The sequence below is a fragment of the Flavobacterium sp. AK-345 genome (assembly GCF_058310175.1).
The window spans coordinates 389,263-402,988 of the sequence record NZ_JBZEER010000003.1 but is presented as its reverse complement, the minus strand read 5'-3'; the positions used below and the strand labels follow the sequence as shown (position 1 = coordinate 402,988).

General features: G+C 32.8%; 11 protein-coding genes. 4 read left to right on the top strand and 7 right to left on the bottom strand.

What is annotated here, in order from left to right:
• Positions 1 to 93 precede the first annotated feature (93 nt).
• A complete protein-coding gene (locus tag AC4FQ3_RS08630) occupies positions 94 to 1,083 on the top strand; it encodes an aspartate-semialdehyde dehydrogenase (RefSeq protein ID WP_073395027.1) in 990 nt (329 codons plus the stop codon).
• Between the two features lie 265 nt (positions 1,084 to 1,348).
• Here AC4FQ3_RS08630 and AC4FQ3_RS08625 read toward each other — a convergent pair whose 3' ends face one another.
• The 4 genes from AC4FQ3_RS08625 to AC4FQ3_RS08610 form a co-directional block, all read right to left on the bottom strand.
• Positions 1,349 to 1,666, bottom strand: coding sequence for a 2Fe-2S iron-sulfur cluster-binding family protein (locus AC4FQ3_RS08625; protein WP_042563328.1), 318 nt, complete (start codon positions 1,664 to 1,666; stop codon positions 1,349 to 1,351).
• A 63-nt stretch (positions 1,667 to 1,729) separates the two neighbouring features.
• A complete protein-coding gene (locus AC4FQ3_RS08620; protein ID WP_042563329.1) occupies positions 1,730 to 2,215 on the bottom strand; it encodes a hypothetical protein in 486 nt (161 codons plus the stop codon).
• A gap of 213 nt (positions 2,216 to 2,428) precedes the next feature.
• Entirely contained in the window at positions 2,429 to 2,668 is a 240-nt protein-coding gene (locus AC4FQ3_RS08615) for a NifU family protein (RefSeq protein WP_026982674.1), read from the bottom strand.
• Positions 2,669 to 2,778: 110 nt separating this feature from the next.
• A complete protein-coding gene (locus AC4FQ3_RS08610; RefSeq protein WP_042563330.1) occupies positions 2,779 to 3,906 on the bottom strand; it encodes an Mrp/NBP35 family ATP-binding protein in 1,128 nt (375 codons plus the stop codon).
• 416 nt (positions 3,907 to 4,322) lie between these two features.
• Here AC4FQ3_RS08610 and AC4FQ3_RS08605 point away from each other — a divergent pair, with 416 nt between their 5' ends.
• Positions 4,323 to 5,945 (top strand): L,D-transpeptidase family protein, encoded by a 1,623-nt coding sequence (locus tag AC4FQ3_RS08605; protein WP_073394701.1) that lies wholly within the window; start codon positions 4,323 to 4,325, stop codon positions 5,943 to 5,945.
• An 87-nt stretch (positions 5,946 to 6,032) separates the two neighbouring features.
• Here the strand turns inward: AC4FQ3_RS08605 and AC4FQ3_RS08600 are convergent, their stop codons facing one another.
• The 3 genes from AC4FQ3_RS08600 to AC4FQ3_RS08590 all read right to left on the bottom strand — a co-directional run bounded on the left by AC4FQ3_RS08600 (position 6,033) and on the right by AC4FQ3_RS08590 (position 10,638).
• The gene (locus AC4FQ3_RS08600; protein ID WP_491181593.1) at positions 6,033 to 8,471 is read right to left on the bottom strand and encodes an ABC transporter permease; all 2,439 of its coding nucleotides are present in this window, start codon (positions 8,469 to 8,471) and stop codon (positions 6,033 to 6,035) included.
• Positions 8,472 to 8,575: 104 nt separating this feature from the next.
• On the bottom strand, positions 8,576 to 9,283 hold the full coding sequence (locus AC4FQ3_RS08595) for an ABC transporter ATP-binding protein (RefSeq protein WP_073394706.1): 708 nt from the start codon (positions 9,281 to 9,283) through the stop codon (positions 8,576 to 8,578).
• Positions 9,284 to 9,387: 104 nt separating this feature from the next.
• A complete protein-coding gene (locus tag AC4FQ3_RS08590; RefSeq protein WP_073394708.1) occupies positions 9,388 to 10,638 on the bottom strand; it encodes an efflux RND transporter periplasmic adaptor subunit in 1,251 nt (416 codons plus the stop codon).
• A 156-nt stretch (positions 10,639 to 10,794) separates the two neighbouring features.
• On the opposite strand from AC4FQ3_RS08590, the gene AC4FQ3_RS08585 reads away from it, so the two are divergent.
• Together AC4FQ3_RS08585 and AC4FQ3_RS08580 are read left to right on the top strand one after the other, a co-directional pair.
• Complete coding sequence (locus AC4FQ3_RS08585; RefSeq protein ID WP_491181592.1) at positions 10,795 to 12,141, top strand: sigma-54-dependent transcriptional regulator; 1,347 nt, start codon at positions 10,795 to 10,797, stop codon at positions 12,139 to 12,141.
• A 243-nt stretch (positions 12,142 to 12,384) separates the two neighbouring features.
• Positions 12,385 to 13,710, top strand: a complete 1,326-nt coding sequence (locus AC4FQ3_RS08580) for a sensor histidine kinase (RefSeq protein WP_491181591.1) — start codon at positions 12,385 to 12,387, stop codon at positions 13,708 to 13,710.
• Positions 13,711 to 13,726: the final 16 nt, after the last annotated feature.

Genomic DNA, 13,726 nt, shown 5'->3' with positions numbered 1-13,726 from the left:
TTTTGTTATTTTTTGTGAAGCGCCTTGTTTTGACTTTTATTATGTATACTTTTGCATTATAAATTAGATTTAATTCATACTAAAAATATAAAAATGAGAATAGCGGTTGTAGGTGCCACTGGTATGGTTGGCGAAGTAATGCTTAAAGTGTTGGCAGAAAGAAATTTTCCTGTTACAGAATTAATTCCTGTTGCATCTGAAAAATCAATAGGAAAAGAAATTGAATATAAAGGAACTAAATATAAAGTTGTAGGAATGCAAACGGCAGTTGATATGAAAGCTGATATTGCTGTTTTTTCTGCAGGAGGTGATACATCATTAGAATGGGCTCCAAAATTTGCTGCTGCCGGAACAACCGTTATCGACAACTCATCGGCATGGAGAATGGATCCGACTAAAAAATTAATCGTTCCGGAAATCAATGCAGATACTTTGACAAGTGCAGATAAAATTATTGCAAATCCAAACTGCTCTACTATTCAAATGGTTTTGGCATTGGCACCTTTGCATAAAAAATACAACATTAAAAGAATCATTGTTTCTACTTACCAATCAATCACCGGAACGGGTGTAAAAGCAGTTAGACAATTAGAAAATGAATACGCAGGAGTTCAGGGAGAAATGGCATACAAATACCCGATCCATAGAAATGCGATTCCACATTGTGATAGTTTCGAAGAGAACGGATACACTAAAGAAGAAATGAAATTAGTGCGTGAGACTCAAAAAATTCTTGGTGATAATACCATCAGAGTTACGGCTACTGCAGTTCGTGTACCAGTTGTAGGCGGACATAGCGAAGCGGTAAATGTTGAGTTTACAAATGATTTTGATGTAAACGAAGTTCGCGAAATTTTACACAATACTGATGGAGTAGTGGTTCAGGATAATTTGGACACATTTACTTATCCAATGCCATTGTATGCAGAAGGTAAAAATGATGTATTTGTGGGTAGAATTCGTCGTGACGAAAGTCAGGAAAATACTTTAAACATGTGGATTGTTGCTGATAACTTAAGAAAAGGTGCTGCAACAAACACAATTCAAATTGCTGAATATTTAATTCAGGCAGGTTTGGTATAATTCGAGATTAAAGAAAATTGTTATAAAGGAAAGACCGTAATTGCAGCAATGTGATTACGGTTTTTTTATTGAGAAATCCAGTTGCGTTTCTTTGGCAAACCCGTCAGGTTAATTAACGAATAGATATAAAAAAAGCGAGAACCTAAATTCTCGCTTTTTTATTATTTTAATATTGCAGCGTAATATAGTTCCAAATAAAAATTCCAAATTCCATAGATCGAATGTTCTATTGGAATTTGGAATTTAAAATATTGTAATTTATTTTTTAATATTCAGGTGCCAGTTCTAATTCCAGACCTTCTAATTGCTCCGTAATTGGAATCTGACAACCTAAACGGCTATTAGATTTAACATAAAACGCTTCCGAAAGCATGGCTTCTTCCTCATCTCCCATTTCAGGTAATGCAACATCATTTAGAACGTAACACTGGCAAGAAGCACACATGGCCATTCCTCCGCAGGTTCCCTCAACAGGAAGTTCGTATGCCTTGCATAACTCCATTATATTCATTGCCATATCAGTTGGAGCTTGTAACTCGTGTATAACTCCTTCTCGATCTTTAATCTTTATTAATACATCCATTTTTAATGTTGGAATTTTTCTGATTTAGGATTTAATAACGTGAAAAAATCCTTTTTGTTTATTTTAACTGCCTGGTTTTGTACTAAACGCGTATTCTTTTTTGTTTCCTTCTTTTTGGCGCATTTTTACACCCAGAATATAACCGTTTTTTTCTAATAAAGTTACAACAGCTATCACTGAGTAATAATCTCTATCAGCCTGGAAAATTAGCGTTCCTTCATAAGTTGAGTTTACAACACCTTGTTTATCGGTGCTAACAGAAACTTTTCTTGGGTGTGAAAATTCTGCAGAGCTGTAAGTTGCTTTATTGGCAAATTTAGCTTTTCCATCGCAGAAATCATATAAAAAATCGTAATTACCAATTCTTAAAGTTCCTTCTTCTTCATTTGAATTTGTCGAGAACACAATTTTTCCTGAATAGGTAAAATCAGACCATTCTTCTGCTTCGTTCAGATAAGCTTTGTCAACAACGAGTGTTGTTACATTTTGTTGAGCATAACTCGCTGAAACAAAAAACATTAATAAAAGTAGAGCGTAGAAATTCTTCATATATTTCGGTTTAAGGGGTTACGTCACAAATTTAAGTTAAAAATGTAACAATACCTTACTGAAATATCTTAAAACTTTAGATACTTTTTTGATAAAATCGCAAAAACACGCTTTTTTTTGAATGTTTTTTGAGTTTTTCGAAATCAAAATCATTAAAGGTCAAATATTCTTGTTAAATCAGAATTTTCTTAGTGACCCTTAAAATTTTATTTATTACATGATATTTACCACAGTTTCTATTTGTGGAGCATATTTTTTTATAGTGGTTTCAACGCCCGCTTTTAGCGTCATTTGATTTACGCTACAGCTAATGCACGCTCCTTCCAGACGAACTTTAACATGTTTGTCATCGTCTATAGAAATAAGTGTAATGTCTCCTCCGTCAGAATTTAAAAAAGGTCTGATTTCGTCAAGAGCCAATAATACGTTGCTTGTTAATTCTTCTGTTGTCATAATATTTATGTGTCAATTAGAGCGAATTAGATAATTAGATAATGTGTCCAATTAGAAAATTTTAAATCCTCCAAATATCATTATCTAATTATCTAATTTTCTCATTATAATTATTTTTTTACTGCTGAACAACCTGCCATAGTTGTAATTTTAATAGCTTCGGTAGCAGGTAAGCTTTCATTTCTGTTTACCGTTTCCTGTACAACATTACGGGTAATTTCTTCAAAAATAGTTTCAATTACTGATGCTGTTTGTAAAGCCGCCGGACGACCATAATCTCCCGCTTCACGAATTGATTGTACAATTGGCACTTCTCCTAAGAAAGGAACATCTAAATCTTCTGCAAGGTTTTTAGCTCCTTCCTGACCAAAAATATAATATTTATTGTCAGGCAATTCTTCCGGTGTAAAGTAAGCCATATTTTCTATAATTCCCAAAACAGGAACATTAATATTGTCCTGCATAAACATGGCAACTCCTTTTTTAGCATCGGCAAGAGCCACCGCTTGTGGTGTACTTACAACAACTGCTCCTGTAATTGGCAATGACTGCATGATCGAAAGATGAATATCTCCTGTTCCCGGAGGTAAATCGATTAACATGAAATCTAATTCTCCCCAATCTGCATCAAAAATCATTTGGTTTAATGCTTTTGCTGCCATTGGTCCTCTCCAGATTACAGCCTGGCTTGGAGCTGTAAAAAATCCGATAGAAAGTATTTTGATCTCATAACTTTCAATAGGTTTCATTTTAGATTTTCCATCAACCATAATCGAAGTCGGTTTTTCGTTTTCGACATCAAACATAATAGGCATAGATGGCCCGTAAATATCCGCATCAAGAACTCCAACTGAAAATCCCATTTTTGCTAATGTTACCGCTAAATTTGCTGTAACAGTAGATTTTCCAACTCCACCTTTACCAGAGGCAACGGCAATTATATTTTTGATTCCCGGAATGGCACGACCTTTAATTTCGTTTTTCTCGGGAGTTTCTACTTTAATGTTTACTTTAATTTTTGCTTCTGGAGATACCAATTCAAGAATTGTTTTTTTGATATCGTCTTCAGCTCTTTTTTTAATGTGCATTGCCGGAGTATGTAATACTAAATCGACTACAACTTCGTCACCAAAAGTTAATACATTGGCAACAGCTCCACTTTCAACCATATTTTTTCCTTCTCCAGCTACGGTAATTGTTTCCAAAGCTTTAAGAATTTCTTTTCTGTCTAATTTCATTTTATTGTCGTGTTTGTATGGACTGAAATTAATTTAAATACTGTTTTTATTTAAACTCATTTCAGACTGCAAAGATAAATGATTCTGTTCGGATTTTGGCTTTTTTGTATTGGATTTGTTGATATAGAGATTATTCAAACCAATACAATCGAATTTTTTATTTTCGGTTTTGAATTGTAAGAAAAAAGAAGATCATAATTTAAATTATTTTCTACTGGATTATAAAATGTGAATTTTCGTATAATTTTGTAGTTTGCGGTAAAATGCTCTTCAATTTTATTTTGTATCTTTGAGTACCCTAAATTTTTTGATTTTCTACTATTATAAAAGATAGACGGAAGCTTATTTTATGGTATTTTATAGTTTTCGCTGTTTTTTAAATAAGATTTTTTTCTAAAATTTAAAAAGATAAAACAATGCGAAATTCTACCTTCTTATTTTTATTTATCGTAGTGGGGTTTTTATTTTCTTCTTCCGGTTTTGCTAATAATGAAAAACCGAATCTGCCTCATAAATTGCCTTTAATCGGGAATACTTTGCTTCCTAAAAAATCACTTACAAGATTCAATGTTGATAGTGTTTCTATTATGCAATTTTTCAAAACCTATTCTAAGTTAAAAAAATACCAGAAAGATGTTTTAGAACTCTATAAAAAAAGAGAATACAATACAATTTGGTACGATGACAAAAGAGTTAGCGAATTCGGACATTTGCTGTATGAAAAAGTCGATTTATTGAAAGAGCAGGGAATCGAGAAAAAGATGCCTTATAAAGATGAAATCGATGAGATTTTTAATGAAAATGTTACCGATAAACCTTCTCAAATCAATACCGAATTACTATTAACAAGCATGTATGTGTTTTACGCGAGTAATGTTTATTCTGGCGAAGATGCGGCAACCCTGAAAAAAATAGGATGGTACTTGCCAACCAAAAACATTTCGTATTCCAGAATATTAGACTCTCTTATTGTTGATCCTGCGCGACTTAATCAGGACGAACATCTTTTATTTGGTCAATATTATAAACTTCAGGATGTATTGAAAAAATACAGAACTATCGAAAAGAATAACTTATGGAATAAAATTGACATCGATAGTGCCACTTACAAAGAACTTAAACCAATGGATAGCTCAGCAATGGTAGGACAAATCAGGACACGTTTGTTTGTTGTGGGAGATTTAAAACAAGACTCTAAAAGAAATGTTTATGATGAAGAAATGATGGCAGGCATATTAAATTATAAAAAAAGATATGGACTTAAATTAAATTACACATTAACGAGAGAGCATATCGATCAAATGAATGAACCTGTTTCGAATAGAATTCGAACTATTATGCTCAATATGGAACGCTGTCGATGGATACCAACAAAATTGGCCAAAGCAAATGAATATATAATGGTTAATATTCCGTCGTTTAGGCTGTTTTATGTCAAAAATGGCAAATACGAAATAGTGTCTGATGTTTTTGTGGGTACCAGAATGACAGAAACGGTTATTTTTAGCGGAATGATGGACAGAATAGTTTTTAGCCCATATTGGAATGTCCCGCAGAGTATAATAGATAACGAATTAAAACTCAAAATTGCGGGCGATAAAAACTATCTGGAAGAAAATAATATGGAGTGGAATGGAGGTCGCGTGCGACAAAAACCAGGACCTAAAAATTCTTTGGGATTAGTAAAATTTATGTTCCCGAATCCCAATGATATTTATTTGCACGATACGCCTGCGAAGAGTTTGTTTGAATTTGAGAAACGAACCTTTAGTCATGGATGTATAAACGTAAAAGAAGCAAAACCATTAGCATTGGCAATTTTAAAAGACAATCCTGACTGGCCGGTTGAAAAAATAGACAAAGCAATGAGCGGAGAAAAAGAAACGCCTTGTGTTCTTAAAAACAAAATTCCAATTTATATCGGATATTTTACCGCATGGGTAAATGATGAAACCGGCGAAATTAGTTTTTTTGCAGATGTTTACGATAGAGACAAACAACTTGATAAACTATTATATTCTGATGTTGTAATGAAATAGATCAATATTCATTTTTAAGAAGAATAAAAAATACCCGTTAGATTTATAAAATCTAACGGGTATTTAAAAAAAATGGTCTACAAGTTCTTATTCATATTTTAAATACTTTAAAATATCTATTTTAGTTACCTGATACGCTTTTGCCGAAACAATTAATAAGGTCAGAACCAATAATGATATAAACGCAATAGTAAACGGGACTACCGAAACTCCAATTCTGAAAGCAAAATTCTCCAGCCATTTTTGCAATAAAATATAAGCCGGAACGACGCCAATCGCAAAACCAATTAAGCAAAAAATAACATATTGTTTTGATAATTCTTTCAATAAAGCATCTGTTTCTGCACCCAAAGTTTTTCTGATAGCGATTTCCTTCAATCGTCTTTCCATAGAAAAAGAGGCCAAAGCAAACAATCCAAAAATGGCAATAATGATTACAACAAGATTTAAAATAAAAAACAAATCCTTCTGTTTAACTTGTTCCTGATAGGTTTTAGCAAATCCTTTATTGACAAATTCATAATCAAAAGGATAATCAGGATTTACATTTTTCTCCCAATAGGTTTTTAGTTTTGCCAAAGTTTCGGTTAAATTATTTGGAGAAACTTTTAAATAAACATTATTAAAATTATTCCATTGTAAAGTTTTAAGATTGATAAAAACCATAGGAGGAACTTTATCCTGAAGTCCTGTAATATGAAAATCTTTGACAACACCCACGATTTTAAATTTCATATTTTCCTCATCACTGTCTTTTCCCCAGCCAGATGTTATAATCGTATTTATTGGATTTTTAAGATTTAAAGTTTTAACCAATGTTTCATTCATTAGCATATTACTAACAGTATCTGATGCAAACTTCGGTGACAAATCGCGACCCTGAACAATTTTAATCTTCATCATTTCAAGAAAACCAAAATCCATTTCAACATTTCTTGGCTGTACATGAATACCATTGTGCGTAAACCCGGAACTCGAATTGGTACTGTTACCAAAAGTTCCTGCAAAAGTAGAAATTTCCTGAACTCCTGAAATCTTCTTAATTTCTTGTTTCATGGTCAGATATTGACTTGTTCTTTTTATGCGTTCCGGAGTATTAAAAGGAACCCTAATTACCTGATCGCCACTAAAACCAAGATCTTTATTCATCATATAATTTACCTGTGAGTTTACAATGAATGCACCAATGATAAAAAAGGCAGCAATTCCGAATTGAAAAATCAACATCGAATTTCGAATCCAGATTCCGCTTTTACTTCTTGAGAAATTCCCTTTTAAAACCTTTAAAGTTTCAAAATTTGAGATATAAACAGCAGGAAATATACCGGCAAGAACGATTACTAATCCAAATATAAAAATAAGCTGCAGGTAAAATTCACTGCCATTCATAGTCAAAGTTTTCTTTAAAAAGACATTATAATAAGGCAGGGAAAGTTCAACAATGGCCAAAGCGAAGAGTATGCCCAAAATTACAATTATGGCAGTTTCAAAAATAAACTGGGTAACAATCTGGCTTTTTGTAGCGCCTACAATTTTGCGGACTCCAACTTCCTTAGCGCGTTTTATAGCCGAAGCTGTTGCCAGATTAATATAGTTTACTAATGATAAAACCAAAATCAAAATTGAAAGCCCAACCATGATATAAAGCAATTGTAAATTACCTTTTCCTTCAGGAAAATTAATTCCTTGCGAAGATTTTGTTCCGTGTAAACGCGCCGTTTTTAACTGATCGATTATAACAGTTGTTTCGCCATTTTCCTTAACGTATTGTGCTACCGTCTGACCACTTTCTTTGGCATCTTTTACTGTTCTGTTGACAAAATTTACATTTTGCATTTTCTTTACAAGTGCATTAGGATCAGTGCCTTTTTTGGCTTTAATCATAAGGCCATAATTGAAATTTCCCCAGCTTGTTTTATCACCTTCACGCTTAACACCGCCAAAAACGTAATTTGGTTCTATAGAAGATGGTCTAATCAAATGATAAACCGATTTTACAGTATAAACCTTATTGTTATATGACAGTGATTTACCAATTGGGTCCTGATCATTAAAAAGTAATTTTGCAGTTTCCTCAGATATGGCAACGCTGCTGTCTTCTTTAAGTATATTAGTTTTGGCTCCTTTTACAATCGGAAACGGAAAAACATCAAAAAAACCATTGTCAGACATCGTGATTTTTTCAGCCATTATCTTTTTATTCTGATATTTTATTGGAGCATTGTCATACCATGTATTATTAAAGAAACAAACAGATTCAATTTCAGGAATGGTAGCTTTGCAGGTTTCTCCAAAAGGTATTGAATTAGATGCCCATGTATTTCCGGTGCCGCCAATTTTGTTTAGAACCTGATAAGAATTTTCTTTTTCAGGATTCCATTGGTCGTAGGCGTTTTCATTATTCCAATATAAAATGGCAAAAATTACTCCCGCAATCCCAATGCTTAATCCCAAAACATTTAAAAACGAAAACAATTTGTTTTGCCTTAAATGATATATAAATATTTTAAACCAGTTAAAAATCATAGTTTATTATTTTAGAAACGGTTAGTTAGATAATTGACAATACTTTGCAAACAAATCCCACCAGAATTACGATTGCAGTTACAATAAATTTGATCATTTTATATTTATTTAGCGTCCATAAAAACATCAACATTTCTCTGGTTTAGTTTTTCAGAGAATATTACACCATCTTTCATATGAATTGTTTTCTGCGAAAACGAAGCATCATAATCAGAGTGTGTTACCATCAAAATTGTGGCACCTTTAGCATGCAAATCTGTTAAAAGTTCCATTACCTCATTACCATTTTTACTGTCCAGATTTCCTGTAGGTTCATCGGCAAGAATAATTTTCGGATCGTTTACCAAAGCTCTTGCAACCGCAACACGTTGTTGCTGTCCTCCCGAAAGCTGTTGCGGATAATGTTTTAATCGGTGTGAAATATTCAGTTTTTCAGCAATCGCTTCAATTTTTTGTTTTCTGTCAGATGCTTTTACGTTATTGTAAAGCAAAGGCAATTCAATATTGTCATAAACAGAAAGTTCATCGATTAGATTAAAATTCTGGAAAATGAATCCGATATTTTCTTTTCGAACATTAGCTCTTCCTTTTTCTTTTAAACCAACCATTTCCTGGTCTAATAGTTTATAACTTCCGTCAGTAGCACTGTCAAGAAGCCCAATGATATTTAATAAAGTAGATTTTCCACACCCGGAAGGCCCCATGATAGTTAAAAAATCTCCTTTTTTAATTTCTAAAGAAATCCCGCTTAAAGCAGAAGTTTCTACTTCTTCAGTTCTAAAAACTTTGGTTAAATTTTGAATGGTTATCATATTTTTTAAGGTTTTAATGTTATTGTTTTTTGATTGATGATTGAAACGTATTATTAATTGTTAGTTGTGAATTATTAATTATGAACTGTGCCTGTGCCTGAAAACTATTGCTGCGAATTACTAATCGACAATTCTTCAATATCTTTATAATCAGAATACGATGAAGTAATCACAGATTCGCCTTCTTTTAATCCTTCCAGAATTTCATAATACGAAGGATTTTCTCTTCCTAATTTTATATTTCTTCTTTCCGCTTTATTTCCTTTTACAACAAAAATCCATTTTCCGGCGGTTTCCTGATTAAAACTTCCTTTAGGAACAACCAACGTTTTATTTTTCTCCGATAAAATCAACTTCACGCCAAAACTAAGTCCGTCCTGCAAAGTGATGTTTTCTTTTGATGTAAAAGCCAGTTCTACAGTAAAATGCCCGCTTTTTACTTCCGGAATTACTTTAGTAACCAAAACTTCAAGTATTTTTCCTTTAAATTCTACCTGTCCTTTTAAGCCTTCTCTTAATTTTTCCAAATAAAATTCATCTACTTCGGCTATCAGTTTATAACCTTGTTTAGAGTCGATTTTTCCGATGCTTTCTCCCGCCTGAAATGTTTTTCCCAAAACTGGTTCAAATGACGTTAATCGGCCAGATTCCGGAGCAGTAATCAAAAAATTCTTTTTGTTATTTCTCAAAATATCCAGACTCATTTCCATTGTCTGAATAGAACGGTTGATTTGAGAAATTTGCAATTGATTCGATTGTTTTTCTTTTTGAATACTTTGCTGAATCGTTTTTTTGCGTTCTTCCTGAAAACGTAAACTTTCTTTAAAAGTATTCCAGTCATTTTTCGAAATCACATCTTTAGCAAACAATTTCGAGTTCATGTCGTACAATCTTTTGGCGTCATTATAATCGTGTTCGATCAAAACCCAGTCTTTGGTTAAGTTCAGTTCCTGATTTCTAATGTTCAGTTTTCCGGTATTCAAGTTGTTGATTTGCTCGATAATAGCCGTTTCCTGAGTCAGATAATTCAGTTCTGTATTCGGATTATACAAACGAGCCAGCGATTGCCCTTTAGTTACCATGGCACCATTTTCTACAAAAATCTCTTTTACAGAACCACCTTCTGTAACGTTTACAAGCATTACATTCAAAGGTTCTACTTTGGCCTGAAAAACCACAAAATCTTCAAAAAATTCTTTTTCAATTTTTTGAACCGTAAGTTCTTCTGCTTTTACATTTAAACTTCTTTTAGTGCTAAAAGAAAAAAAGACGATCACAGCCAAAACTAAAAAAACAGCAATTGCTATTGTCAGATACCTAAATTTTCTATTTTTACGAGGAATTACCTTGTCCATTTTTTAAATAATTTACTGATAATCAATAGGTAAATATTGTGCCACAAAAAGTATTATTTGTAAAGCATTGATTTTAAAGAGGCTTTAAAAAACAATCAAAAAAAGAGTGTTCGATAATGAACAGTTGACCGTTCAAAATCGGACAAAAAAGACAACATGCGAAAAAAACAAGCCCAAATATTAGTCGTTGACGATCAGGAAGAAATTCTTTTTTCGGCAAAAATGATTCTCAAAAAACATTTTGAAACCATTTTTACAGCGAATAGTCCCAAAAAGATTATTTCTATTTTAAATGAAAATGAAATAAACGTGGTTTTGTTAGACATGAATTACCGAATTGGTTTTGAAGACGGGCGCGAAGGAATTCATTGGCTAAAAGAAATAAAAACACTTTCGCCGCAAACCATTGTGATTTTAATGACTGCTTTTGGTAAAATTGATACCGCAGTTGAAGGTATAAAAATTGGCGCTTTTGATTATGTTTTAAAACCGTGGCACAACGAAAAATTACTCGAAACTATTGATAAGGCTGTCGCCGAAAGCAGAAAGAATACCAAGAAGACAATAATTGAAAAAGCAGAAAAACGTTATTTTACCGGAACTTCCATCAAAATAAAACAAGCTTATTCCATGGCAGAAAAAGTAGCCAGAACAGAGGCTAATGTTTTGATTTTGGGAGAAAACGGAACAGGAAAATATGTTTTTTCGGAGTTTATTCATCAAAATTCAGAACGAAAAAATCAGCCTTTTGTGCATGTAGATTTGGGTTCTTTGAGTGATAATTTATTCGAAAGCGAACTTTTTGGTTATGCCAAAGGCGCATTTACAGATGCCAAAACGGATACACCCGGAAGATTTGAAACCGCGCAAAACGGAACTATTTTTCTGGATGAAATAGGAAATATTCCGTTGCATTTGCAATCAAAACTATTGCATGTTTTACAAACCAAAACCTTCACACGTTTGGGCGAAAGCAAAGCCAGACCGTTGAATGTTCGCATTATTGCAGCAACAAACAGCGATATTAAAGCTGAGGTAAAAAATAAAACCTTTCGAGAAGATTTGTTGTATCGAATTAATACAATGGAAATTCATTTGCCGTCATTGCGTGAGCGAAAAGATGATATTGTACCAATGGCAGATTTTATCTTAGAGCAAATTGCTGAAAAATACAATCAAACCGATTGGCATTTTGAGGATAATGTTGCGCCATATTTAGAAAAATATCCGTGGAAAGGAAATATCCGCGAAATGGAAAATAAGATCGAACGCGCTTTGATTTTGGCCGAAAACAACACGATTTCTGTGCAGGATCTGGATATTCTTGATTTTGAAGAAATTCAGGAAAACGACGAAAATCCGTTGTCAGAAATGGAAAAAACCGCCATCGAAAAAGCATTATTCAAACACCACGGAAATATCAGCAAAACCGCCGAAGAACTAGGTTTATCAAGAGCCGCTTTGTATCGAAGAATTGAGAAATACGATTTAAAAAACACATAATAGTTTTTTGCCACAGATTAAAGGATTGAAATGATTTTTAAAATTTGTTTTTCACGCAGATTTTGCAGATTTAAGCAGATTTTTTATTAGAAATTATTTTTAATCATTTATCTGTGGCAATAAAAAGAAAATTACAGGCTAATAGTTGCTGTTTTAATCTAATTTAATCTGCTTAAATCTGCAAAATCTGCGTGAAACAAAAATCATTTTAATCCTTTAATCTGTGGCAACAAAAAATAAAATATGAAAAATTGGAAGTTTTATAACGCCTTGTTTGTGAGAATCTTATTTGTTATGATTCTCTTTTTCATTTGCATTTTTCTGATTTATAAAATGTTTTATTACAATGCTATTTTGGTTGGACTTTTTGCCGTAGTAATGCTTTTTGAAATGTATTTTTATGTCAAAAATCAATTGCTTTTTTACGACAGAACATTGCTCTCGATGCTTCAAAACGATTTTTCGACCAATTTTCCGGAAGAAAATAAAAACGAAAATTTTAAAAGTATGTATCTTTTATATGAAAGTTTAAAAGTGCAGCAACAGGAACAAACATCAAAAGAAATTGTTTACCAATCGATTTTAAATAATATAGAAACAGGCGTTTTAATTCTCGAAAAAGACAATGAAGAGTGGAATATTTTTTTGATGAACGATTGTTTTTCAGATTTATTCAAAGTTCCAAAAGTGAGTCATTGGAAATACCTTAAAAATTATCTGCCATCGCTTTGCAGCGAAATTGAAAAAACAGAATTTTCAGAACTAAAATCGGCGATTTCGATTAAAATTGAAGAACAGGATGTGCAGACTTTTATTTTGCAAACCTCTCTTACAAAAACCTATAACAAAGAATATTTCATCATTTTATTGGATAGTATTCAGCGTGTAATTGAAAAAAAGGAAAAAGAAGCCTGGATCAATTTGATGAAAATTATTTCGCACGAATTAATGAATTCCTTAACGCCAATTCGTGCGCTTTCGCAGAATTTACTCCAAATTGTAGATCAGGAGAAACTGGAAGAAGATGATTTTGACGACATTAAAAGCAGTATTTCGACCATAATAAACCGAAGCGATCATTTACAGGTTTTTGTAGAAAACTATCGTAAATTGGCCATGCTGCCAACGCCAACAAAAGCAATGACGCCAATAAATGCTCTTTTTGGCGATTGTTTGCGAATCATGAATCCGATTTTAAAAGCAGAAAATATCGAATTGGTAAATGATATCAACAGTTCGCGTTCGATTTTAATTGATAAAAACCAAATGGAACAAGTTATTATCAATTTGATTACGAATAGTATTTATGCATTGAAAGAAAAACAGGAAAAGAAAATGTTTCTGTCAAGTTATACAGAAAACAACCGTTTTTTTATCACAATCTCAGACAACGGAAAAGGAATCGATTCTGAAATTCGGGATAAAGTATTCTTGCCATTTTTCACCACCAGAAAAGACGGCGCCGGAATTGGTTTAACGCTTTCTAAAAACATTATAGAAGCTCATGGCGGCTATTTAAGCTACCAAACAGACGAAGATAAAACTAGTTTTGTTATTTGCCTGATTTGATGATTTCTGCCATCCG